This window comes from Candidatus Methanomethylophilus sp. 1R26, from assembly GCF_001481295.1.
GTDB lineage: Archaea > Thermoplasmatota > Thermoplasmata > Methanomassiliicoccales > Methanomethylophilaceae > Methanomethylophilus.
Window position 1 is genome coordinate 14,057 of record NZ_LOPS01000019.1, and the last position, 21,474, is coordinate 35,530.

The following is a 21,474-nucleotide window of genomic DNA, read 5'->3' on the forward strand; positions in this document are numbered from 1 at the left end:
GCGACATTTCGGGCACATGGTATTAAGTCATGTCCGCGATATTCGGTCATGAACGGCCCTAAGCTCATAGCCGAGATCATCGCCGCAGCGGTCATCATCGCCTGCGGGTACGGCATATTCTCCGAGGCCGTCCCGTCAGAATATCCTCCGATAGAGATCAGCACGGACGGAGAGACCTCGACCGAAATCAGCGGCGACGGGATGAACGTCAGCATAAAAGCCCAAAGTTTCCTGATAGACTCCCATATGCCCTCCGATATCGAGGACGTGTCCATAGAGCTCTCCCTGGCCGCGGACGGCGGGAGCTATTATCTGGGGACCATCGACGTGGGAACGGTAAAGGCCGATTCCATCACGCGCACCGAGCAGGCGGAGATGTCGGTTCCCGCCTACGTCATCCTGGCCAGCCTGGGCTCGAACTCGGACAGCGGGGAGATCAAGACACCAGTACTGGCCAAACTGAGCTTCTCCTACCTCAATTTCATGAACGAGAAGTTCATCGATCTGGGACTCAACCTGAGGGTCGACATGGGCTTCGGGGGCGGGGTCTCGATGGAGAGCAGCGGGGACAGCGCGACGATGACGGTGACGGTCCCGAGCGGAAGCTTCACCAAGTCCGTGTCGGACATCGCGAAGAGCGTCTGCGACAGTTCCGGGAACTGCGCCATCGCGATCGCGGGATGCAATGCATCATTCAATCTGAACGTGTCTTCTGACGGGAAGACCGTCACCTTCACCGCATCCGGGGACGGAGAGACAGCATATGAAAGCATACGCAGCCTGATCGGCAGCCTTTCCTCCGGTGACACCGTCACTGTGTCCTATTCCGGGTCCGGAACGGGATCGTACGATATGACCCAGGCGCAGGCCGAAGCGTTCGCGGACATGATCGAAGCATTCTACGGGGCAGCAGCATGAGCTCGGACGATGAGAAGAAAGAGATCGAGAAGCAGAAGAAGAAAGACGCCCCCTACCTGAACAGCGTATCCAGGATCGTCCGCAGGATCCTGTTCTCGGTTATCGAGACCGCGATCGTCATCGTGCTCCTCCTGATGATCGCATCATACTTCGAATCCGGAACGATCGACAATGCGTTCAGCCTCAGCGGGGGCATGAAGGACATGCTCAGCCCCGGCGGGCTGGTGTTCAACTCCCTGATCGGATACATCCCCGTTCTGGTCCTCGCCAACATCTGCACGTATTTCGGCTCCGGCAGCAAAGGGAAGCTCGCGGCAGGGGTGCTCAGGTGCATCGCCATCGCCGTATGGCTGATAGTCATCTTCGGATCGGCCGCCGACAGCCTGACCATACCCTCGGTCGCCGAGGGCACCGGCCTGGAGAGCATCGAGGTCGGCGTCAGGGGAATCGCCAAGTTCGGCGCCATCATCTTCGCCGCCTGCGCCATAATCCCCGTGGGCGAGTACATCGGGGCCCGCAAGGAGCACGAGGCCGCCGTCGAAAGGAAGAGGGCCGGCTATCAGTCCTGATGCGATAGCCGGCGGACCGTGCAGGCGACGTTGTGGACGCGGACGATGTCCGCTCCGGCCCCGGCCGCCGCCGCGCATATCTCCGCCGTGGCCTCGTCCCTGTCCATGGACGGGTACAGGACGGAGACGAACCTCTTCCTCGAGGGCCCCACGAGCACCGGGTACCTCCCTCCGAACGAGAAATCGGAGGACCGGCGTATGAGCTCCATGCTCTGGCCTGCATCGAATCCGAATCCGGCCCCGGGATCGGTTATTATGTCAGCGTCGTTCACGCCGGCCTCCTCCGCCCGGGCGATCCTCTCCCTGATGAAATCGAGGGCATAAGGGACGGCGCCCTCAGATATCTGATCGGTCTTGAAGGTCGCCGGGACCCCATGGGAGGCCATGACCACCAGCGGTACGGCGCATTCCGCGGCCGTGCGCGCCATGTCCGGGTCGGCCAGGCCGGAGACGTCGTTGATCATCGATACCCCGCGCCGACGGCGGCGCGGGCGACCGCGGCCTTATAGGTGTCCACCGACACCGGCACGTCCAGGGAGGGCATCAGCCTCTCCAGGACGGGCATCAGCCTGGACAGCTCCTCGGCCTCGGGGACCGGGACGGCGCCGGGGCGGGTGGACTCCGCGCCGATATCGATCATATCGGCCCCGGCATCGACCATCTCGAAGGCATGGCGGACGGCGGCCTCGGGGCCGTTCCACTTCCCCCCGTCGGAGAACGAGTCGGGAGTGACGTTCAGTATGCCCATGACCAGGGGGCGCGGGCGCCCCCCTCTGAAGAACGCTTTATTGTCCATGTCGCTGCAGGTGCTCGTCCACCAGTTCGGCCAGGTCGACGACCTTGAGCTTCCTGTCGCCCACCTGGGCGGACAGGTTGGTGACGCAGAACGGGCAGGTGGTCACCAGGATGTCGGCGAACGAGGCCTCGTCGAGACGCGTGTTGGAGATCTGCGCGGCCTCCTCGGGGAACGCGGCGCGCACCCCTCCGCCTCCGCCGCAGCAGTGGCTGGTGGAGCGGTTGTACTTCATCTCCTTGAACTTCACGCCGGGGAACTGCGCGATGACCTCGCGGGGAGGCTCGTAGACGCCGCAGTGGCGGCCGAGGTGGCACGGGTCGTGGTAGGTCACGGTCGCGTCCCCGAGCGGGGTCAGGTCGAGCTTCCTGCCGGCCAGGAACTCGGTTATGTGCTTGACCTCGAAGGGGAGCTCGCCCAGGTACTTGGGGTACTCGACCTTGAACATCCTGTAGCATCCGGCGCAGGAGAGGACCAGGGTCTTGACCCCGAGGGCCTCGATCGCCTCGACGTTCTTCCTGTAGAGCTTCAGCCTCTCCTCCTCAGGCCATCCGACGCGGGACATGACGGACCCGCAGCAGACCTCGGGGAGGGTGGTGAAATCCGCGCCGAGCTTCTTCAGTATGGACAGGGAAGCCTTCGCCGTCTTCACGGCGCGGTAGGTCGCGGTGCACCCGGCGAAGTACGCGATGGGCGCCCTGTGGGGCTCGTAGCCCCATCCCTTCATGACCTCGGCCACCGACTTCTCCTCGCCGAACGGGTTGTTGTGGTCGATGATGTTCTGGCACATCTGCTTGTGCTTGGGGAGCGCGAAGCCGTTGCTGACCAGATCAGCCCTGCAGAGCTCGATGATGTCGACGATCTTCACCTTGGAGGGGCATCTCCTGACGCAGTCCGCGCAGGTGGTGCAGGTGTACATGCTCCTGACCACGGACTCGTCGGGCTTCAGCTGCCCCACGGAGATGCCGTAGGTCATGACTATGCGGCCGCGGGACAGGTCGGTGTCCCAGTTGATGGCCTTGAACGATGGGCAGACGCTCTTGCAGAACCCGCACATGGTGCAGGTGTTGAGGGCATCCCTCACCATATCGATCTTCTCGGTTGTGAATACGCTTCCTGACATGCTTTCACTCCTTCATGGGCCTGGGTATGGTGACGCTGCCCTCGGCGAGGACTATGAGCCTGCCCTCGGGCTTCAGGGCGAGCGCGTCCCTCACGGCCTCCTCCACGCTCTTCTTGGGGGTTATGTTGGCCTTCCTCAGCAGCTCCGGGTCGAGGTCGGTGACCGCCCACATACTGGCCCAGGTCGCGATCTCGGCCATCTTGGCCGCCTTGTGGTATCCCAGCTTGTAGCCCTTCATGATGTTGGCTATGACCTCCTTCGGATCGGACGAGGTGGAGAGCTGCTTCAGGAAGGCATCGCTGCCGATGCCCTCGCGGCACTTCGAGACGAGGATCATTATGCCTCCCTTCTTCAGCGCCCATTTCCCGTTGTCGAGGGCCTTCTGGGACTGGTAAAGGTCCACGTCCATCGGGTAGGGCGCGGCGGTCACGACGATGTCGGCCTTCTCTGGCACCGGGACGATGAACACCTCCTCTCCCCACTTCACGGCCTGGGCGAAGGCGGCGTTGAGGTCGCCGGAAGCGGCCTTGTAGATGCTGTGGTGGCGGTCCATGACCACCTGGATCGAGAATATCTTCTTTCCGCGGACGACCTCGAGGGCGTCCATCATGTCCTCGTGGACAGGGTTGCCCTCGAGCTTCAGAGCCTGGGCGTCCATGCCGACAGCCATCCTGTGGTTGGCCTCGACGGTGCGGTACGACGCGACGCCCGGGAGGAAGGACTTCCTGCCCCCGGTCCAGCCGGCGAAGTAGTGGGGCTCGACGGAGGTGATGATGACCAGCCTGTCGGCGTCGACGGCGATCTTGTTGACCTCCATGGGGGTCCCGTTCTTGGAGGTCCCGAGGTTCACGCACTCCGAGGTCTTGGCATCGTGGACGACGATCCTGTCCCTGAGCTCCTCGAGATGAGCGCCGAAGATGTTGCGGTACTCCTCCTCGGTGGGCGCGCGGTGGGTGCCGGTGGCGATGAGGTACCTAGCGGCACGGAGGTCCATCCTCTTGGAGAGCGCGTCGAGGACCTTGGCGGTAGGGGTCGGGCGGGTGCCGTCGTTCACGATGAACACGATGTCCTTCCCGCCTTCCAGGAATTTCCCTATGGGCTCGGACCATCGGGTTGTCCAGCGAAGCGTTGATGACCTCGTCGGCATCGCCGCAGACGACGTCCTCGGATAATAGGTGCCTATGTAGTTCTTCTCGGGCACTTCGGCGGACTGGGTCCCGTCCCTGCCGTACCTGATCTCCACCTTGACCATTGCAATCGCGTGCTAATCACGGACTCCCTTATATTATATGTGCGCACCAGCAGGGCGCGGCTGGTACTGAGCGCGCGCGGCCCGATGGAGATTTATCCGGCAGGCGGATTCTGCAGAGCATGGAAGGAAAGGGCCCGGAGAGCATCGAGATCAGGGGAGCGCGCGTGCACAATCTGAAGGATGTGTCGGTCGATGTGCCGCTCGGGAAGATGACGGGGATCGCCGGGGTGTCAGGCTCGGGGAAGTCCTCCCTGTCGCTCGGGGTGCTTTACGCCGAGGGCTCCGGCCGGTACCTCGAGGCCCTCTCCGCATACACCCGCCGGAGGATGACCCAGGCGAGCCGCCCGGACGTCGATTCCGTGGAGAACGTACCGGCGGCTCTCGCCCTCCACCAGCGCCCCGCCGTCCCCGGGATCAGGAGCACTTTCGGAACCTCCACCGAACTGCTGAACAGCCTCCGCCTGATGTTCTCCCGCCTCGGGAGCTACACATGCCCGAACGGGCACCGCGTCCCCCCCGTCGCCCGCGGTGGCCATAGGGCGGAAGATCGTATGCCCAGAGTGCGGGGCGGAGTTCGACGGGCAGTCGGCGGAGGAGCTCTCCTTCAACAGCGGCGGGGCCTGTTCCCGCTGCAGCGGGACGGGGATCGTCAGGGACATCGACGACTCCAAGCTGATCACCGACCCGTCCCTCACCCTGAAGGAAGGCGCCGTCGGGCCCTGGAACATGTTCGGGATCCAATGGATGTACCTGGTGGCCGGGGAGCTCGGAGTCCGCACGGATGTGCCGTTCTCCGAACTGACCCAGAAGGAGAAGGACATCGTCTACTCCGGGCCCGCCGTGCAGAAGATGACCCCCATGAGGACCGCCAACGGGAAGCTCTTCGACCTCAACTGCACCTACCGCAACGCCCACGAGGCGGTCGCCGAGGCGCTCCGGAAGACGACCACCGAGAAGGGCCTGGTCAGGATCAACCGCTACCTCTCCACCGGCCCCTGCCCCGTGTGCGGCGGAGACCGCCTGAACGAGAAGGCCAAATCCGTCACCCTGGACGGGAAGACCCTCGCCGACGCCTGCCGGATGACCCTGGAGGAGGCAACGGTATGGGTGAAGGGGATTCCCCGGCTCATGCCCCCGGAGATGCGCCGGATGGCGGAGACCGTCTCCGCAGAGTTCCTGCGCAACGCCGAGCGCCTGCTCTCCCTCGGCCTGGGATACCTCACCCTCGACCGGGCAGGCCCCACCCTTTCCACCGGGGAACGCCAGCGCGTGCAGCTGGCGAGGTCGGTGCGGAGCCACACTACCGGGGTCCTCTACGTCCTCGACGAGCCCTCCATCGGCCTGCATCCCTCCAACGTCGACGGGCTGGTCGGAATCATGCGCGACCTGGTCGATATGGGCAACACCGTGGTGGTCGTGGACCACGACGTCCGTGTGCTCAGGGAGGCCGACTGGCTCATCGAGATGGGGCCCGGCGCCGGGGACCGCGGCGGGAAGGTCCTCGCGGCCGGGACCGTGGAGGACGTGGAGAAGAACGGGAACTCCCTGATCGCCGGCTTCCTGAACGGGACGGAGAAGGTCGAGGCGCGGGAGCGCGCCTCCGCGGCGGCCATGTTCGCCGGGGGACGGATACATCTGAGGTCCGGTGCCATCCATTCCGTCAAACCTCTGGAACTGGACATCCCGCTGAACCGCATGACCGCCGTCACCGGCGTCTCTGGCGCGGGGAAGACCACCCTGGTCCTGGAGACCCTCATCCCCGCCCTGGAGGCGAGGATCGCCGGAAGGCCCCTCCCGGCCCCGGCCGAGGAGCTGGAGGCGAACGTGAAGAGGGTCGTCCTGGTGGACGCCGCCCCGATCGGCGCCAATGTGCGCTCCACGGTCGCCACCTACAGCGGCATCCTCGACGGCCTCCGCCGCCTGTACTCCTTCACTCCGGATGCCAAGAAGGCCGGGAAGAAGGCCGGGGATTTCTCTTACAACACCGGGTCCCTCCGCTGCCCTGGATGCGACGGCACCGGATCGGTCTCCATGGACGTGCAGTTCCTGCCGGACGTCGACATACCCTGCCCGGACTGCGGGGGCTCCCGCTACGGGCCCGAGGCCGGGAAGATATTCTATTACCCAGAGGGGTCGGAGAGAGGGTATTCGATCACCGAGCTGATGGGCATGACCGTCGACTCGGCCTTTGAGGTCCTGAAGGACGTCCCCGGGATCGGGGAGAGCCTGCAGACGATGAAGGACCTCGGCCTGGGATACCTGACGCTGGGCGAGTCCACCCCTGCCCTCTCCGGCGGCGAGGCTCAGCGCCTCAAGCTCGCATCCGAGATCGGCAGGAGGCAGAACGGGACGGTGTTCGTCTTCGATGAGCCCACCATCGGGCTCCATCCGCTGGATGTCCGCCTGCTCATAGGGATCCTGCAGAGGCTCATAGACAGCGGAGCGACAGTCATCACGATCGAGCACGACCTCGACCTCATACGCAACGCAGATTATGTTATAGACATGGGCCCCGGCGGAGGAGAGGCCGGCGGGAGGATAGTGGCGGCCGGGACGCCCGAGCAGGTCGCCTCGGACCCGTCGAGCGTGACCGGCAGGTACCTCAGCGGATGAGGACCCTGATGTCCTCGCTGAACAACTGGCACTCCTCGGACATCCCGAAGAGCCCGGACCCGGTGTTCCTGCAGAACGCGACCTCGTAATGGTTTGTCGCCGAATACGACCCGTCCGTGTTCCCGGGACCGCATTCGACGCGGACGACCTTCCCGGGCATCACGGCGCAGGCGTTCCGGGCATCGCCGTTGTCCAGCTCGTGGTCGATTCTTATCTCCCCGGTCGCATAATTTGACCTGTCCTTTATCACCGAGATGTCCGCCTGATAGTCCCATGAGACCGTCCTGGACGCCGACCCGTCGGAGATCGATCCGAGGCTGACCGAGACGTCCGAGCCCTTCATCGTCGACGGGCCGTATTGGAGGATGCTGTACCCGTCCCCGAGCTCGGTGCTGATGTTGAGGTCCGAGACGGAGCAGCCATCTGGCACTCCCTGCACGTCATAGCGCGTGCAGTAGTAGCTGTAGCTGTCGTTGTCCTCCCTGACCGTGTAGTAGCAGGTGCCGACCTCCATCCACCCGTATCCGCTGCACTCCCTGTATAGACAGGAATAGTTTTCCCCGCCCCAGCCGGAGCCGTCCGTCACGCCCGCGGCCTTCAGTATGCTGCTGTCGGGCTCGGAGCCTTCCGCTGCATATTCCGCCGCCCACTCCCGGAACTTGGCGATGGATGATTCATCGGAGCCGCGCAGATGCTGCAGAACACGTTCCTTCCGGTATCTGGGTCATGGTAGGCGGCATAGAGGTTCGCGGTGTCGGAGTACGCGACGAACCCGAAGGGGACGGTACCTGTGAAGGTCCCGATATCCGCGAACGCAGCGATGACATTGCCCCTTTCATACAGCTGGGTCAGGAAATCTCCTGCGGCATCCCCGCCGACCGAACCGAACCACATGCCGTCCACGATCACGGCCGCGCCGGCCGGGATCTCATCGGCACCGACAGCGCCGCTGACAGTATAGCTCTCCGCAAATGCGGAAGACGGGTCCCCGGTGTCCCCGCCGGCGAGGACCATCATGCCGAAATCCTCGTGCTTGTAGCTGTTCGGCTCAGCGGCATCGCCCGAATCGCCGGGATCGTCCGAAGATCCGCTGAACGCGATCAGGGAGCATGCGCATACCGCCAGGACGGCCGCTGACGCTATGCATATCATCGCTTTCCGGTCCATGGGGAACGTATGCATGTTCAGACATAAAAAAAAACCGATTTCCAATCAGTTTGATTGTAGATATTTAATTATCATAATCTCATTTATTGATTATTTATTTTTAACAAATAAGGATTATATAAAATATATAATCTATTGATTCCTATGTCGGCGGGGATATTGCTGGACTGCCGGCAGGGTCTCGGCCGAAGACCAATTTTAAAGTCGGAATGCAGATACGGAAAGCATGGCGACCCTGGAGACGATAGGAGAGAGGAGGCTGATAGAGCGCATGCTCTCGGTCTGCCGTCCCCGCCAGGGCGGGACCACTGTCATCGGGCCCGGCGACGATGCGGCGGTCATCGGCGGCCTCTCCGACGGCAGGATCGCGGCCACCACCGACTCGGTCTCGGTGGCCAGGCACAAGACCCCCGGGATGAACTGGGAGCAGTTCGGCTGGACGGCGGCGGCCGTGAACTTCAGCGACCTGGCGGCCATGGGCGCGAGGCCCGTCGGCCTCCTGGCGGCCATGGATATGCCCGGGGACATGGAAGAGGCCGACTTCCTCGACATAGCCAGCGGGATCGACCAATGCTGCGAGTTCTGCGGGACGGAGGTCGTGGGAGGGGACACCAAGCCCGGCCCCGGGACCGTGACCGCCACCGCTCTCGGGAGCTTCGAGGGCAGGAAGCCTATGACCCGCTCGGGCGCACGCCCGGGCGACGTGGTCGCCGTGACCGGGTGCATCGGCGAGGCGGCGGCCGGGTTCCTGGCGGAGCAGAACAGCCTAGAGGGGTTCGACGATGCGGAGTTCGCCTTCCGCGTCCCGGTCCCCCGCTGGGAAGAGGGGATGGCCATGGCCGGCACCGGCATCGTGACGTCCTGCATGGACCTGTCCGACGGCCTCGGCAATGCCTGCCGCGCCGTGTGCGCCGCCTCGCATGCGGGGATGGAGATCGAGTGGGAGTTCCTCCCCCTGGGCGAGGACACGGAAGAGGTCTGCCGCCTATGCAGGAAGGACCTCAGGGAGACCGCCCTCAGATGGGGCGGGGATTACGAGCTCCTGTTCACCTTCGACCCCAAGGACATAGACGCCCTCTACAAGGCAGGGGTGGCGTTCTCGATAATCGGCTCTGTCGACAACGGCAGGGGAGCATTCATCGCGGAAGGCGGCGATAGGAGGGAGATGCCGGACGGCATTTATTAACCCCAATATAGAAGCGACATACTGGCACATAGAGGACGGCAGAGCAAGGTGCGACCTCTGCCCCCACCGCTGCCTCATCGGCAGCGAGGAGTTCGGCCTCTGCAGCTCCCGCAAGTTCACCGGCGGGAAGCTCACGGCCTACAACTACGGCAGAGTGTCATCCATCGCCGTCGATCCCATCGAGAAGAAGCCGTTCTACCATTACCGCCCCGGGACCAGGATATTCTCTGTCGGCGGGATCGGCTGCAACTTCAAGTGCCAGTACTGCCAGAACTACTCCATATCCATGGAGTCCTTCGGCAAGAAGCGCACCACCTTCAAGTCCGCGGAGGACATCGCCGCGCTCTGCCGCCAGCAGAGCTTCGACCAGATCGCCTTCACGTACAACGAGCCGGGGATCTGGTACGAGTACATCATGGACGTCCACGAGGCCGACCCGGACCTGAGGATCGCCCTCGTCACGAACGGCTATCTCAACGAGGGCCCGATGAAGGACCTCTGCAGGGTCAGCGATGCCATGAACATCGACGTCAAGTCGTTCAACGACCGCTTCTACCGCAGGATCTGCGGCGGGGACCTCGAATCGGTCAAGACCGCCTGCAGCGTGGTCCACGAGCAGGGCGTCCACCTGGAACTCACGTACCTGGTCATCCCAGGATACAACGACAGCACGGGGGAGGTCGAGAAGTTCGTCCGCTGGGTCAGGGACGACCTCTCCCCCGACATCCCCGTGCACTTCAGCCGCTTCCATCCCGACTACAACATGGAGACCGTCCCCATGACCCCGGTGGACACCCTCCTCAGGTTCCAGAAGCTGGCGGAGGACAACGGCCTGGATTACGCCTATGTGGGCAACATCATCCACGACGATGCGTCCGACACCTACTGCCCCGAGTGCGGGGCCGCGGTCATCAAGAGGACCGGCTACCGCGTGGACATCGTCGGGCTCGACGGGGACCGCTGTGCCTTCTGCAAGCACAAGCTGAACATCATAAGATGAACAGCGGGCTCCCCAGCAGGACGACGGCCGCCGATGCGATGGCCAGCGGCGCTATGAACGGTATCTGGTAGACCACCTTGGCGTCGGAGGCCCCTTCTGACATCAGGCGGGCGGCCGCCGCTTCCTTCTCCTCTCCGCGGCTGTCCTTGCCGCTGCATATCCAGACGAACGATCCCGCGGCCTCATCGAGCCTCATCCGGCCGCGGTCCGTGCGGACCGCATACCATATCAGCGCCCATGCCGCTGCGATGACCGCTCCGACGAAGAGCACCGACAGGGACGGAGGGATGAACTCCGCGATGCGCGGATCGGGCGGCATCAAGGGAAAGGGCCCGATCTCCGGATAGTATGGTAGCGCCAGGCTGAGCGCCATCAGGCATTTTGCATCTGCGCCGCCGCGGAGCACACTGGCATAGTACAGTCCGGCATAGGCGAGGATGGCGACGGCCGCCGCCAGGCCCTGGGTCATCGGAGACGTGCGTCTCCAAAAAGGAACGAGGCAGCGAAGAGCATCACGGCGGCAGCCCCGGACATGAGAGCGCGCCTGCTCTCCAGGAAAGCGATGGCGTACAGTTCCAGCACAAGGCCTGCCGGGACCGCGGCGTATTCCCACCTGAGGCCGTCTTCGGCGATGCATATCGCGGCATAGAGCACGGAACCTGAAAGACCCAGTATCTTCCAGAGCCCGTCGGGGACCTCCCTGCTCCGCACATCGTGCACAGCCGCTGCCGAGAGGACAGCGAATGACAGCAGCACAGCGACCGCCTGCAGGACAGGGGAAATCTCCATGCACATTCGGATGCACGATTCATTAATAAATGGAAAAGATTACATGCAGCATTATGTCCAAGAGCAGGACTGGAATGCTAATCGCGGCCGCAGCGGCCTTGTTCATACTGGCAGCCGCAGCGTCCCGCTCCAGGACGCCGACGAATCGTCCGCTACCATAACACCGCTGATATCAGACGGAAACTTCGATATCAGCTGCATTTACAACGACAACACCGTAAGCGTATCGGCCAACAGTTCCACGACGTTCAGCTTCGTGATCTACAACAACGATACGAGCAACAGCATCATCGTTTCAGTAAGAGACGTTGAAAGCAGCAACAGCAGGGTTTCCGCTGCGGTCAGTTCAAGTTCAGAATACGTGACTATCGCTGCCAACAGCGGAGAGAAGATGGAGATCGAGGTGACTGCGAACCAGTACGCTCACCAGGGAAGCGATTACACCATCACGATCTATTTCTCAGCAGACTGTCCGAGCACATCGAGCACGTCCACCGGAGAATTCAGCGTGAACCTCTCAGTGAGCTCCGATCTCTCCTCCGGGAACAAGTACAACAAGTTCCTGGGCGTCTTCGAGAACAACCTGAGCGGCATCATGGGCGAAGTTTGGTTCACCGCCCTCGTATCGCTGGTAGGGTTCCTGGCCATCGGGTACGCCGTCATGCTCATCGCCGTCCCCATCTGCGTGAGGATCGTCATGAAGAAGGACGATCCGGACAGGGATTACATGAAGAAGACCCTGTACGACCTCTGCCACGTCATCATCATACTGTGGGCCATCGGGCAGGTCCTCCGCATCGCAGGGACTGACGAGGAGTACATCGACATCGTCAACCGCGTCTTCTACGTCTGCTACCTGATCGTCGGGGCCATCGTCGGATGGAGGCTCTACAAGCTCGTCGTCGATGTGATCATCACCAGGATCGGGAACAAGGACGACCGCCACAGGAAGGATTACGACAGCCTGCGCCCGCTCTTCATGTACATAGGGGAGATCGCCATCGCCACCGTGGTCACCATCGTGGCCCTGAGCATGTTCGGAGTGGACGTCGCGGCCATCATCACCTCGGCCGGACTGATATCCCTAGGCATATCGATGGGCGCCAAGGATGTGCTGTCGCAGTTCTTCTCCGGATTGGTCATCCTCGCCACCAGGCCGTTCCAGAAGGGCGACCTCATACAGGTGGGCACGGACACCACGGTGTACCGCGTCCGCGAGGTCAACATCATGAACACCCAGCTGGAGAACTGGGACAACACCGACATCAACATCATGCCCAACTCGACCCTTGAGACCTCCAGGATCAAGAACATCACCGGGGAGACCACGGTCTACAAGTGCTACATCTCGATGAGCGTGTCCTACGACTCCGACCTGAACAAGGTCAGGCAGATCATGCAGGACGTCGCCTCGGCCAACCCGCACGTCATCACCGACGGTTCCTACGGAAGGCCTTACACCCGCGTCGAGGAGTTCGAGGACAGCAACATACAGGTCAAGATGGGAATGTACGTGGACGACTTCAACACCAGCTACACCGTCCGCGGGCAGATCCGCCAGGCCCTGTACGCCGCCTTCAAGGAGAACGGCATCGACATCGACTACACCCGCATCGTGGTGGAGGACGGCGGCAAGGCGTTCCCCAACGAGGGCGCGGACGGCAGCGGCCCGTCCCCTGCCGGCAGCGCCTGAGCGGTTTCCGGGGACGGGCGGTCCGTCCTCGGAAATCGTAAACAACTTCATGTTTTCCTTAACCGCAGACGGCCATTACTGCGGATTCCCGCCTTTCCTTCATTATTGTTATATAGCAACGAATGTTACACCGCCCCCATAAGGTTCCAGCGGTGCCGAAAATGATAGACAACCTAGACAAGCGCATCCTCGAGATCATGAAGAAGGACTCCCGCTGCCCCTACGTGGACATAGCGGACCAGCTTGGCGTGTCCGAGGGGACGGTGAGGAGCAGGGTCCACAAGATGACCGAGGACGGAGTGATCCGCGGGTTCACCATCAAGACGAGCTCCAAGAACGTGAAGGCACTGGTCGAGGTCAGCATCGATGTCAACACCGACACCGAGGAGATAGCCAGGAGGATGTCGGAGTACGACGGGGTGACCGAGGTCTTCGAGGTCACCGGCGACCAGGACATAATCGCCATCGTGGACGTCGAGTCCACCCAGAACCTGAACGACATCATCGAGAAGGTGCGCAAGTACGACAACGTGCTGAGCACCAGGACCCGCCTAATCCTGAAGGAGCATTTCGGAGAGAATTGACATGTACGCAGAGAGCAGCAAGTTCAAGGGAACCGGAACGGCGTTGGTGACCCCCTTCAAGAGGGACGGCACCGTGGACGAGGAGGCCCTCAGGAGGCTCGTCGATTTCCAGGAGGAGAACGGGGTGGACATGCTCCTGCCCTGCGGCTCCACCGGCGAGGCCGCCTGCCTCAGCAGGGAAGAGCACCTCAACGTCATCAAGATCGTCATAGACCAGGCGAAGAAGGCAAAGGTCGTTGCCGGGGCCGGCAGCAACTGCACCAGGGAGGCCATCGACCTCTCCATGGAGGCGGCCGACATGGGCGCCGACGCCATCCTCTCCATCTGCCCCTACTACAACAAGCCGACCCAGCACGGCATCTACCTGCATTACATGTCCATCGCAGAGATGGCCGGCATACCGGTGATCGTGTACAACGTCCCCAGCAGGACCGGGATCAACATCGACAGCAGAACCCAGATCGAGCTGGCGAAGATCCCCGGGATCTGCGGCATCAAGGAGGCCTGCGGGAACATGGAGCAGGTAAAGTCCACCCTCGCCGGGAGGCCCGAAGGGTTCAACGTCCTCTCCGGCAACGACGACATGACCTCGACATGATGAGGGCGGGCGCGGAAGGAGTGTTCTCGGTGGCGTCCAACTGCATGCCCAAGCAGGTGTCCGACATGGTCAAGGCCTGCAGGGACGGCAGGTTCGCGGAAGCGGAGAAGATGAACGATGCCCTGATGCCGATGTTCAAGGGCCTGTTCTGCGAATCCAACCCCATACCCATCAAGTACGTCATGTCGCACATGGGATTCGGGCTGAACAACCCCAGGCTGCCCCTGACCCCCCTCTCCGACAAGGGGATGGCGGTCGTCGACCCCCTCATCGACGCCTACGGACTGTGATCCCTTGGCCGTCAGGGTGGCGGTGGCCGGTGCCACCGGCAGGCTCGGGAGCATCGTCTGCAGGCTCGCCTCCGAGGACCCGGAGCTCGAGCTCACGGGCGCAGTGGTCTCGCAGAACGGAGGGCACGTCGGCGAGGACGTCTTCGGCGTGAAGGCCGTAGGGCCCGACCGCCTGGGCGAGGTCCTCGGCGGATGCGATGTGTACGTCGACCTCACGTCGCCGGAGGCGGCGGGGCCAGCCATCGAGGCGGCCGCCGCGGCCGGATGCTCGGTGGTCGTCGGCACCACCGCGGTCCCCGAGAAGGCCATCTCCGCGATGGCGAGGGAAGTTGCCTCCAAGAGGTCCTCCGCCGTGGTCTCGGCCAATTTCGCGGTAGGGGTCAACGTCTTCTGGAAGCTCTGCGGCGACATGGCCGGGATGCTCCCGGGATATGATATCGAGGTCATCGAGATGCACCACGACCGCAAGAAGGACGCCCCGTCCGGCACCGCCGCCGAGGCCGTCCGCAGGCTCCAGGCCGCGACCGCCATCCAGCGCGTCGTCTACGGCAGGAAGGGCGTCGTCGGCCCGAGGCAGCGCGAGATCGGGGTCCACTCGGTCCGCGCCGGCGACATCGTGGGCGACCATACGGTCATCTTCGCCGCCAACGGCGAGATGCTGGAGCTCACCCACCGCGCCATATCGCGCGAGGTGTTCGCCAGAGGGTGCATAGTAACGATCAAGTGGGCCGCCGCCCACAGGGACGGCAGGGTCCACAGCATGGACGAGGTGCTCGGATTATGCTGACAGTCATGAAGTTCGGAGGGACCAGCGTAGGTTCCATAGAGGCGCTCGAAAGGGTCGCCGGCATTGTTCTCAAGACGGACGGCTCGAAGGTGGTCGTCACCTCGGCCATGTCCGGGATAACCAACTTCCTCGTGGGGCTCTGCGAGGACATACCCGGGAAGAGGGACGAGGCCCTCGCCACGTTCGAGAAGAAGCATCTCGACGTCGCCAAGGCCATGCTCAACGACGAGCAGTACTCGGCCTTCCTGGAGGAGTTCAGGCCCAGGATGGAGGCGTTCCGCAGCTCCTCTTCGACGAGTACGCCATGAAGGACCCCTATTACAGGGACAACGTGACCTCCCAGGGGGAGAGGTTCTCCTCCCTCCTGCTGTGCCACAAGCTCAGGGCGCTGGGGCATGACTCCGTCGCCCTCACCGCCGAGGACTGCGGCATCCGCGCCGTCGGCTCCCCCCTCAACGGGAACGCCGACTGGTGGAGACCGAGAGGGCGATGAACATCAACGTGATGCCCTACATCAACCGCGGCTTCATCCCCGTGATCACCGGTTTCTACGGCGTCAAGAAGGACGGGCTCCCTCTGACCTTCGGCCGTGGCGGCTCCGATTACGCCGCAGCGGTCATCGCCAACGCCCTCAACGCCGACAGGCTCGACATCTGGACGGACGTCGACGGGTTCATGTCCGCCGACCCCAGGATCGTCCCCCATGCGGTCAAGATCGACGAGATGAGCTACACCGAGGCGGCCGAGCTCGCGTACTTCGGAGCCAAGGTCCTCCACCCGAGGACCATCGAGCCGGTCAGGAGGAAGCACATCCCCCTGTGGGTCAGGAACTCGTTCAAGCCCGAGGAGAGAGGCACCCTCATCTCCCAGTTCAGGAAGCCCAAGAACGAGCTGCTGCGCTCGGTGGCGGCCAAGACCGACCTGTCCATCATAAGCATCAGCTCCCCGGAGATCGCCTACCGGCCCGAGATCGTCACCAGGATCCTCGCCAAGATCTCCGAGAACAACGATGCCATCTACTCGATAAGCACCACCCTTTCGACCGTCGCCCTGCTCATCCATAACAACGATGTCAAGGATACTTTGAGGAAACTCAACGAGCTCGAGAGCGAGGACATCGAGAGGATCGACGTGACCGGCGACGTGGCCCTCATCTGCTGCGTCGGCGACAACCTGCTCACCACCTGCGGCGTGTCCGGGGAGATCTTCGGCGCCGTCAAGGAAGCGCATGCCAACGTGCAGATGATAAGCGAGGGCGCGTCCGACGTGTCCCTCAATTTCGTAGTGCCCATGGCGCATGTGCTGGACACCATCAGGATACTGCACAAGAAGTTCGTCGAGGACGGAGGGAATGCATAATGGCCATGCGCGATTTCGAGAGCCGGGACGGGAAGATGATCTTCGCCGGCATGAACGTGGAGGACATAGCGAAGGAGTTCGGCACGCCCGTGTACGTCACGGACGAGCAGAGGGTCCGGGAGAACTACAGGGCGGTCTACAGTGCTTTCTCCAAGTACATGGAGACCGAGGTCCACTACGCCTGCAAGGCGAACACCAATCTCGCGATACTGAGCATCCTCCGCCAGGAGGGCGCGGGGATCGACGCCGTCTCCATCGGGGAGGTGGAGACCTGCCTCAAGGCCGGGTTCGACCCCTCCAAGATCATGTACACCGGCGTGTTCGTGAGCGAGGAAGAGCTAAAGCAGGTCGTGGAGACGGGCGTCCGCATCAACCTCGACTCGGTTTCCGAGATGGAGAAGCTGGCCCGCATCGCCCCGGGCACCAAGGTGTCCTTCAGGATCACCCCCGGGGTCGGTTCCGGCCACGGCGAGAAGGTCATCACCGGCAACAAGGGGGCCAAGTTCGGCATCCCGAGGGACAAGGTCGTCGAGACCTACCTGCATGCGCTCGACATCGGGCTCGAGCCGGTCGGCATACACGCTCACATCGGGTCCGGCGGGCAGTCCGTCGAGCCGTTCGTCGATGAGGCGGAGGTCCTCGCCGAGCTCATCAACCAGATAGACGAAGCGGGCATCAAGCTGGACTTCGTGGACATCGGCGGCGGCATCGGCGTCCCGTACAAGCCCAACGAGGACGAGATGGACCTCGACGGAATGGCCTCGGAGGTCACCGACGTCTTCGAGCAGAACACCGACGTCAGGAAGATCATCGTCGAGCCTGGGAGGTACATCGTCGCCGACTCGACCGTGCTGCTCACCGCCTGCACGGACATCAAGGACGCGGAGACGAAGAAGTACGTGGGGGTCGACGCAGGGTTCAACACCCTCATCCGCCCGGCCATGTACGGCTCGTTCCATTACATCGCCGACGGGAGCAAGTTCGGCAGGGCCTGCACCTCCAGGTACGACATCGCCGGCCCGCTCTGCGAGAGCGGTGACTATCTGGGACATGACCGCGTCCTGCCCGAGGTGGAGGAGGGCGACATCATGGTCGTCTACGACGCGGGCGCCTACGGGTTCACGATGGCGAGCAACTACAACAGCCGCCCGCTGCCCGCAGAGGTCCTGATCAATGACGGGAAGGCCGAGCTGATCCGCGAGAGGGAGACCCCTGAGGAGCAGTGGAGGCACCAGAAGGTCCCGGAGAGGCTGCAGCGATGAAGTTCTGGAAGTACCACGGGATCGGGAACGACTTCATCGTCCTGGACTGCATACACGACCCTGTCCCGGTGGACCCGGCCTGGGCGGAGCAGGTCTGCGACCGCCATTTCGGCATCGGCGCGGACGGCGTGCTCTACATCCAGCCCGGGAAGGACGGGTCCGACATCACCATGACCGTGGTGAACTCGGACTCCTCCATAGCGGAGATGTGCGGGAACGGGATCCGCTGCGTCGCCAAGCATGCGGCGGACACCGGCCTAGCGGGCCCCGGCGAGATGAAGATCATGACCGGCAGGGGCATCCTCAGCGCCAAGGTGTCCAAGGACCCGGAGGACGACTGGGTCTCCCGTGTGCAGATAGACATGGGCGCTCCCATCCTCGACGGCAGGAAGGTCCCGGTGGACTTCGACGGCCGTTTCATCAACCAGCCGTTCGAGGCGTACGGGGCCAAGTTCAGGGCGAACGCGGTGTCCATGGGCAACCCCCATTTCATCACCTTCGACCCCCTGAGCGACTCCGAGATCGACCGCCTCGGCCCCCTGCTGGAGAAGCATCCGTTCTTCCCCAAGAAGACCAACGTCGAGTTCGCCCAGGTCAGGGACGGCAAGATATACATACGCGTGTACGAGAGAGGGGCGGCATGGACCCTGGCCTGCGGGACCGGGGCGTGCGCCACCACGGTGGCGGCCGCGCTGAACGGGCTGGTCCCGTTCGACACGCCCGTCGACGTCCGCCTCCCGGGCGGATGGCTCAAGATCAATGCCAGCTCCAAGCTGGACCGCGTCCTCATGGAGGGGCCGGCAGAGCTGGTCTACGAAGGAAACATAGAATATCTCAGGTGATGAAGAATGCCGGTAAGCTACAAGCAGGCTGAAAGGCTCCAGAAGCTCCCTCCCTATCTGTTCGTGAGACTGGAGAAGCTCGCCGCCGCCAAGAGGGCGGAGGGCGTGAAGATGATCGACTTCGGCATCGGGGACCCGGACCTCCCCTGCCCCGGCGAGATCGTCAGGGCGATGAAGAAGGCCGCCGATGTCAACGAGAACCAGAAATACTCCTCGTCCCAGGGCGAGAAGGACCTCAGGGAGGCCATCGCCGAATACTACAAGAAGAGGTTCAACGCGAAGATCGATCCCGACGCGAACGTCTGCGTGACGATCGGGTCCAAGGAGGCCATCTTCAACATCGCCCAGGCGTTCGTCAACGACGGCGAGACGATCATCGCCCCCGCGCCCGGCTACCCGGTCTACTCCGGCGCCGCCAGCATCTTCAACAACGCCGTCTGCGAGAAGGTCGCGCTGAAGCACGAGAACAACTGGCTCCTGGACGTCGATGACTGCCCCGAGCATGCGAGGATGATGTACCTCAACTACCCCAACAACCCCACTGGGGCGGTGGCGGACGTCGATTACCTCAAGAAGGTCATGAAGTGGGCCGGCAGGAACAAGACCATACTCGCCTACGACAACGCCTACTGCGAGATGACCTTCGACGGGTTCAGGGCGCCCTCGGTCATGCAGGCCGGGAAGAACGCCATCGAGTTCATGTCCATGTCCAAGACCTTCTGCATGACCGGCTTCAGGCTGGGCTTCGCGGTCGGCCACGAGAATCTCGTCGCAGGGCTCACCAAGTGCAAGGGTCAGATCGATTCCGGAGCGCCCATATTCATCCAGAAGGCCGCCATCGCCGCCCTGCAGATGTACAACGACAAGGGCGAGCTCAAGGACGCCGCCAGGAAGAACATCGAGGAGTACGGCGAGAGGAGGAAGGTCATCGTCGAGGGGCTCAGGGACCTCGGTTACGAGTGCGACATGCCCAAGGGGACCTTCTACGTCTGGTTCAACTGCGGCAGGAACTCCGGGGACTTCACCAAGGACATGATCGACAAGGGCGTCATCGTCACTCCGGGCACCGGTTTCGGGAGCGAGGAGGGCTACATCAGGATGGCCGCCACCAAGCCCATCGACCAGATCGAGATCGCGCTCAAGCGCATGGGCAAGAAGAACGACTGAGCCTTCCGGGCGGGGCGGACGGCACCGTCCGCCCTGAGCCAGCCAAACCTTTTTTCTAATTGCATCCGGATTACCCCGCATAGAAACGTGATTAAAATGGAGAGCATCTTCAAACAGCACAGGAACGGGCTGACCGCCCTCGCTGCGGCCGTTGTCCTGGCCGCCTGCGCCTTCGGCATCGCCGGCCTCGGCTCCGACGACGCACAGGCCGAGACCCAGCAGGCGGACGCTGACAGCGGCGATTCCATATTCCTCGCCGAAAGCGACGACAGCGATTCCCAGACCGACGACGTGTACGAGTACGCAGCCGTCGTCATCGCCATCGCGATCCTGTCCATCGTGATAGGGCTCATCTGGTGCAGGAAACAGGAGTGAAACCACTTACCCGGACCCATCTCCGGGTCGACTCGTTTGTTTTTTATCCGCCTGGAACATCATTCCCGGCATATGGAAGTACTCGACGCGATCAAAGCCCGCAGGAGCATCAGGAAGTTCGAGGACAGGCCGATCGAGAAGGAGAAGCTCGACCTTATCGCCGACGCAGGCAGGCTGGCCCCGTCGGCCATGAACGAGAAGCGCGTCCGCGCCGTCTTCGCGATCGACCGGGAGGAGATCGGGATCATCGCCGAGGCCTGCGATCCCTTCTCCTGGGTCTCTTCGGCGCCCTGTGTCATCGCCGTCTATGCCGATAACGACAGGACCATGAAGTGCGGGATCAGCTCGAAGGTCGTCGACTGCTCCATCGCGCTCACGAATATGATGCTCGAGGCCACCGCGCTCGGCCTCGGCACCGTCTGGATGGGCCATTTCGATTCCGACATGGTCAAGCGCGCGCTCGCCATCCCAGAGGACGCCGTCCTGACAGCCATCATGCCGGTGGGATATCCTGCCGAGGAGGGCACCGTGAGGGAGAAGGCCCCCAGGGAGGTATTCGCATCGTTCGATGCCGCCCGCAGCGGAGAGTGAGGGGCGGCATGGACGCATAGACCCTCCTGAGCGGAGAGGTCAGGGGAACGCCTGAGGAGACCTTCGCGGCGGCGACGGAAGGCGCCGGGCCGGAGGAGCTCCTGGTGCTGCTGGGAGAGCTCAGGAACGCCTGCGCCTCCTTCAGCTATGAGCAGATGGTCGTCGACAACGAGTACCTGGAGAAGGCCGGGAAGATGATTGCGCTGGACTGCTACGAGGCGCTGACCGAGAGGAAACTGGCGGAGATGGGCCGCGAAGTGCCTGAAGACGTCAACTTCAGAAGCGTCTCGAGGACCTACATGGAGCTGGCGGACATCGTCTTCACCGATCTCCGCGACGCCTCCGCCCATTGCTTCAACTTCCCTTCCGATGCCCTCAGGGAGAAGGCCGCCGGCATCCTGAAGCTCATCTGCGACCTGGTGCAGTACAGCGCCGTGCACCTGTCGATGGATTCTGACATGTGCCCCTCGCAGTACCGCGACTGGGCATCCAGACTGCTCTCCAGATGCGAGGTGG

The 21,474-nt window shown here is 62.9% G+C and carries 22 protein-coding genes and 3 pseudogenes; 18 read left to right on the forward strand and 7 right to left on the reverse strand.

The genetic code is table 11. The features are described 5' to 3' along the window. The first annotated feature begins 48 nt into the window (after window positions 1-48). Together AUQ37_RS04375 and AUQ37_RS04380 are read left to right on the forward strand one after the other, a co-directional pair. Window positions 49-918 (forward strand): hypothetical protein, encoded by an 870-nt coding sequence (locus AUQ37_RS04375; protein WP_058747566.1) that lies wholly within the window; start codon window positions 49-51, stop codon window positions 916-918. Further along, complete coding sequence (locus AUQ37_RS04380; RefSeq protein WP_058747567.1) at window positions 915-1,487, forward strand: hypothetical protein; 573 nt, start codon at window positions 915-917, stop codon at window positions 1,485-1,487. Before AUQ37_RS04375 ends, AUQ37_RS04380 begins: the two co-directional genes overlap by 4 nt. Here AUQ37_RS04380 and folP read toward each other — a convergent pair. The 3 genes and pseudogenes from folP to larA all read right to left on the reverse strand — a co-directional run bounded on the left by folP (window position 1,478) and on the right by larA (window position 4,655). Next, window positions 1,478-2,283: pseudogene (gene folP / locus AUQ37_RS13550) on the reverse strand (dihydropteroate synthase). The gene AUQ37_RS04380 and the pseudogene folP overlap by 10 nt on opposite strands. Continuing rightward, window positions 2,273-3,403: a (Fe-S)-binding protein gene (locus AUQ37_RS04395; protein ID WP_058747570.1), complete on the reverse strand. Its 1,131-nt coding sequence runs from the start codon at window positions 3,401-3,403 to the stop codon at window positions 2,273-2,275. The pseudogene folP and the gene AUQ37_RS04395 overlap by 11 nt, the downstream one beginning before the upstream one ends. Window positions 3,404-3,407: 4 nt before the next feature. Further along, window positions 3,408-4,655: a nickel-dependent lactate racemase gene (gene larA, locus AUQ37_RS04400; RefSeq protein WP_058747571.1), complete on the reverse strand. Its 1,248-nt coding sequence runs from the start codon at window positions 4,653-4,655 to the stop codon at window positions 3,408-3,410. A 119-nt stretch (window positions 4,656-4,774) separates the two neighbouring features. On the opposite strand from larA, the pseudogene AUQ37_RS04405 reads away from it, so the two are divergent. After that, a pseudogene (locus AUQ37_RS04405) lies at window positions 4,775-7,268 on the forward strand (excinuclease ABC subunit UvrA). Here the strand turns inward: AUQ37_RS04405 and AUQ37_RS04410 are convergent. Together AUQ37_RS04410 and AUQ37_RS04415 are read right to left on the reverse strand one after the other, a co-directional pair. Beyond that, window positions 7,258-7,854, reverse strand: a complete 597-nt coding sequence (locus tag AUQ37_RS04410; protein ID WP_157844280.1) for a hypothetical protein — start codon at window positions 7,852-7,854, stop codon at window positions 7,258-7,260. The pseudogene AUQ37_RS04405 and the gene AUQ37_RS04410 sit on opposite strands and share 11 nt — an antisense overlap. 11 nt (window positions 7,855-7,865) lie before the next feature. Then, a complete protein-coding gene (locus AUQ37_RS04415; protein WP_058747573.1) occupies window positions 7,866-8,435 on the reverse strand; it encodes a hypothetical protein in 570 nt (189 codons plus the stop codon). Between the two features lie 226 nt (window positions 8,436-8,661). Here AUQ37_RS04415 and thiL point away from each other — a divergent pair, with 226 nt between their 5' ends. Together thiL and amrS are read left to right on the forward strand one after the other, a co-directional pair. Next, window positions 8,662-9,621, forward strand: coding sequence for a thiamine-phosphate kinase (gene thiL, locus AUQ37_RS04420; protein WP_082662400.1), 960 nt, complete (start codon window positions 8,662-8,664; stop codon window positions 9,619-9,621). A 28-nt stretch (window positions 9,622-9,649) separates the two neighbouring features. After that, window positions 9,650-10,621 carry an AmmeMemoRadiSam system radical SAM enzyme gene (amrS, locus tag AUQ37_RS04425; RefSeq protein WP_235584923.1) on the forward strand — a complete coding sequence of 324 codons (972 nt, stop codon included), beginning with the start codon at window positions 9,650-9,652 and terminating at the stop codon, window positions 10,619-10,621. Here the strand turns inward: amrS and AUQ37_RS10970 are convergent. Together AUQ37_RS10970 and AUQ37_RS04435 are read right to left on the reverse strand one after the other, a co-directional pair. After that, window positions 10,611-11,090, reverse strand: a complete 480-nt coding sequence (locus AUQ37_RS10970) for a hypothetical protein (protein WP_058747575.1) — start codon at window positions 11,088-11,090, stop codon at window positions 10,611-10,613. The genes amrS and AUQ37_RS10970 overlap by 11 nt on opposite strands. Then, on the reverse strand, window positions 11,087-11,410 hold the full coding sequence (locus tag AUQ37_RS04435) for a hypothetical protein (RefSeq protein ID WP_102134597.1): 324 nt from the start codon (window positions 11,408-11,410) through the stop codon (window positions 11,087-11,089). The genes AUQ37_RS10970 and AUQ37_RS04435 overlap by 4 nt, the downstream gene beginning before the upstream one ends. A gap of 43 nt (window positions 11,411-11,453) precedes the next feature. On the opposite strand from AUQ37_RS04435, the gene AUQ37_RS04440 reads away from it, so the two are divergent. The 13 genes and pseudogenes from AUQ37_RS04440 to AUQ37_RS04490 form a co-directional block, all read left to right on the forward strand. Further along, complete coding sequence (locus AUQ37_RS04440; protein WP_082662401.1) at window positions 11,454-13,103, forward strand: mechanosensitive ion channel family protein; 1,650 nt, start codon at window positions 11,454-11,456, stop codon at window positions 13,101-13,103. 161 nt (window positions 13,104-13,264) lie between these two features. Continuing rightward, window positions 13,265-13,687 (forward strand): Lrp/AsnC family transcriptional regulator, encoded by a 423-nt coding sequence (locus tag AUQ37_RS04445; RefSeq protein WP_082662402.1) that lies wholly within the window; start codon window positions 13,265-13,267, stop codon window positions 13,685-13,687. Window position 13,688: 1 nt separating this feature from the next. Beyond that, window positions 13,689-14,575 (forward strand): annotated as a pseudogene (dapA, locus tag AUQ37_RS04450) (4-hydroxy-tetrahydrodipicolinate synthase). A gap of 4 nt (window positions 14,576-14,579) precedes the next feature. Beyond that, entirely contained in the window at window positions 14,580-15,362 is a 783-nt protein-coding gene (gene dapB / locus AUQ37_RS04455) for a 4-hydroxy-tetrahydrodipicolinate reductase (RefSeq protein ID WP_058747577.1), read from the forward strand. Next, a complete protein-coding gene (locus AUQ37_RS10975) occupies window positions 15,356-15,670 on the forward strand; it encodes a hypothetical protein (RefSeq protein ID WP_201013747.1) in 315 nt (104 codons plus the stop codon). Before dapB ends, AUQ37_RS10975 begins: the two co-directional genes overlap by 7 nt. Then, a complete protein-coding gene (locus AUQ37_RS10980) occupies window positions 15,667-15,855 on the forward strand; it encodes a hypothetical protein (protein WP_201013748.1) in 189 nt (62 codons plus the stop codon). Before AUQ37_RS10975 ends, AUQ37_RS10980 begins: the two co-directional genes overlap by 4 nt. Next, the gene (locus tag AUQ37_RS04460) at window positions 15,834-16,721 is read left to right on the forward strand and encodes an aspartate kinase (RefSeq protein WP_201013749.1); all 888 of its coding nucleotides are present in this window, start codon (window positions 15,834-15,836) and stop codon (window positions 16,719-16,721) included. The genes AUQ37_RS10980 and AUQ37_RS04460 overlap by 22 nt, the downstream gene beginning before the upstream one ends. Beyond that, on the forward strand, window positions 16,721-17,983 hold the full coding sequence (gene lysA, locus AUQ37_RS04465) for a diaminopimelate decarboxylase (RefSeq protein WP_082662403.1): 1,263 nt from the start codon (window positions 16,721-16,723) through the stop codon (window positions 17,981-17,983). Before AUQ37_RS04460 ends, lysA begins: the two co-directional genes overlap by 1 nt. Then, window positions 17,980-18,825, forward strand: coding sequence for a diaminopimelate epimerase (dapF, locus tag AUQ37_RS04470; RefSeq protein WP_058747578.1), 846 nt, complete (start codon window positions 17,980-17,982; stop codon window positions 18,823-18,825). Before lysA ends, dapF begins: the two co-directional genes overlap by 4 nt. A 6-nt stretch (window positions 18,826-18,831) precedes the next feature. Then, window positions 18,832-19,992 carry an aminotransferase class I/II-fold pyridoxal phosphate-dependent enzyme gene (locus tag AUQ37_RS04475; RefSeq protein ID WP_058747579.1) on the forward strand — a complete coding sequence of 387 codons (1,161 nt, stop codon included), beginning with the start codon at window positions 18,832-18,834 and terminating at the stop codon, window positions 19,990-19,992. A gap of 96 nt (window positions 19,993-20,088) precedes the next feature. Then, window positions 20,089-20,367 carry a hypothetical protein gene (locus tag AUQ37_RS04480; protein ID WP_058747580.1) on the forward strand — a complete coding sequence of 93 codons (279 nt, stop codon included), beginning with the start codon at window positions 20,089-20,091 and terminating at the stop codon, window positions 20,365-20,367. Window positions 20,368-20,439: 72 nt separating this feature from the next. Continuing rightward, entirely contained in the window at window positions 20,440-20,958 is a 519-nt protein-coding gene (locus tag AUQ37_RS04485) for a nitroreductase family protein (RefSeq protein ID WP_058747581.1), read from the forward strand. Between the two features lie 104 nt (window positions 20,959-21,062). After that, the coding region (locus tag AUQ37_RS04490) for a hypothetical protein (RefSeq protein WP_157844281.1) at window positions 21,063-21,474 on the forward strand (412 nt) is incomplete at its 3' end.

Excerpts from the sequence above, each read along its gene's own strand:
- AUQ37_RS04475 (WP_058747579.1), top strand. The coding sequence starts at position 18,832 with ATGCCGGTAAGCTACAAGCAGGCTGAAAGGCTCCAGAAGCTCCCTCCC.
- AUQ37_RS10975 (WP_201013747.1), top strand. The coding sequence starts at position 15,356 with ATGCTGACAGTCATGAAGTTCGGAGGGACCAGCGTAGGTTCCATAGAG.
- AUQ37_RS04480 (WP_058747580.1), top strand. The coding sequence starts at position 20,089 with ATGGAGAGCATCTTCAAACAGCACAGGAACGGGCTGACCGCCCTCGCT.
- larA (WP_058747571.1), bottom strand. The coding sequence starts at position 4,655 with ATGGTCAAGGTGGAGATCAGGTACGGCAGGGACGGGACCCAGTCCGCC.
- AUQ37_RS04435 (WP_102134597.1), bottom strand. The coding sequence starts at position 11,410 with ATGGAGATTTCCCCTGTCCTGCAGGCGGTCGCTGTGCTGCTGTCATTC.
- AUQ37_RS04445 (WP_082662402.1), top strand. The coding sequence starts at position 13,265 with ATGATAGACAACCTAGACAAGCGCATCCTCGAGATCATGAAGAAGGAC.
- AUQ37_RS04375 (WP_058747566.1), top strand. The coding sequence starts at position 49 with ATGAACGGCCCTAAGCTCATAGCCGAGATCATCGCCGCAGCGGTCATC.
- AUQ37_RS10980 (WP_201013748.1), top strand. The coding sequence starts at position 15,667 with ATGAAGGACCCCTATTACAGGGACAACGTGACCTCCCAGGGGGAGAGG.
- AUQ37_RS04415 (WP_058747573.1), bottom strand. The coding sequence starts at position 8,435 with ATGGACCGGAAAGCGATGATATGCATAGCGTCAGCGGCCGTCCTGGCG.
- AUQ37_RS04395 (WP_058747570.1), bottom strand. The coding sequence starts at position 3,403 with ATGTCAGGAAGCGTATTCACAACCGAGAAGATCGATATGGTGAGGGAT.
- lysA (WP_082662403.1), top strand. The coding sequence starts at position 16,721 with ATGGCCATGCGCGATTTCGAGAGCCGGGACGGGAAGATGATCTTCGCC.
- AUQ37_RS10970 (WP_058747575.1), bottom strand. The coding sequence starts at position 11,090 with ATGACCCAGGGCCTGGCGGCGGCCGTCGCCATCCTCGCCTATGCCGGA.
- dapF (WP_058747578.1), top strand. The coding sequence starts at position 17,980 with ATGAAGTTCTGGAAGTACCACGGGATCGGGAACGACTTCATCGTCCTG.
- thiL (WP_082662400.1), top strand. The coding sequence starts at position 8,662 with ATGGCGACCCTGGAGACGATAGGAGAGAGGAGGCTGATAGAGCGCATG.
- AUQ37_RS04485 (WP_058747581.1), top strand. The coding sequence starts at position 20,440 with ATGGAAGTACTCGACGCGATCAAAGCCCGCAGGAGCATCAGGAAGTTC.
- AUQ37_RS04440 (WP_082662401.1), top strand. The coding sequence starts at position 11,454 with ATGCAGCATTATGTCCAAGAGCAGGACTGGAATGCTAATCGCGGCCGC.
- AUQ37_RS04380 (WP_058747567.1), top strand. The coding sequence starts at position 915 with ATGAGCTCGGACGATGAGAAGAAAGAGATCGAGAAGCAGAAGAAGAAA.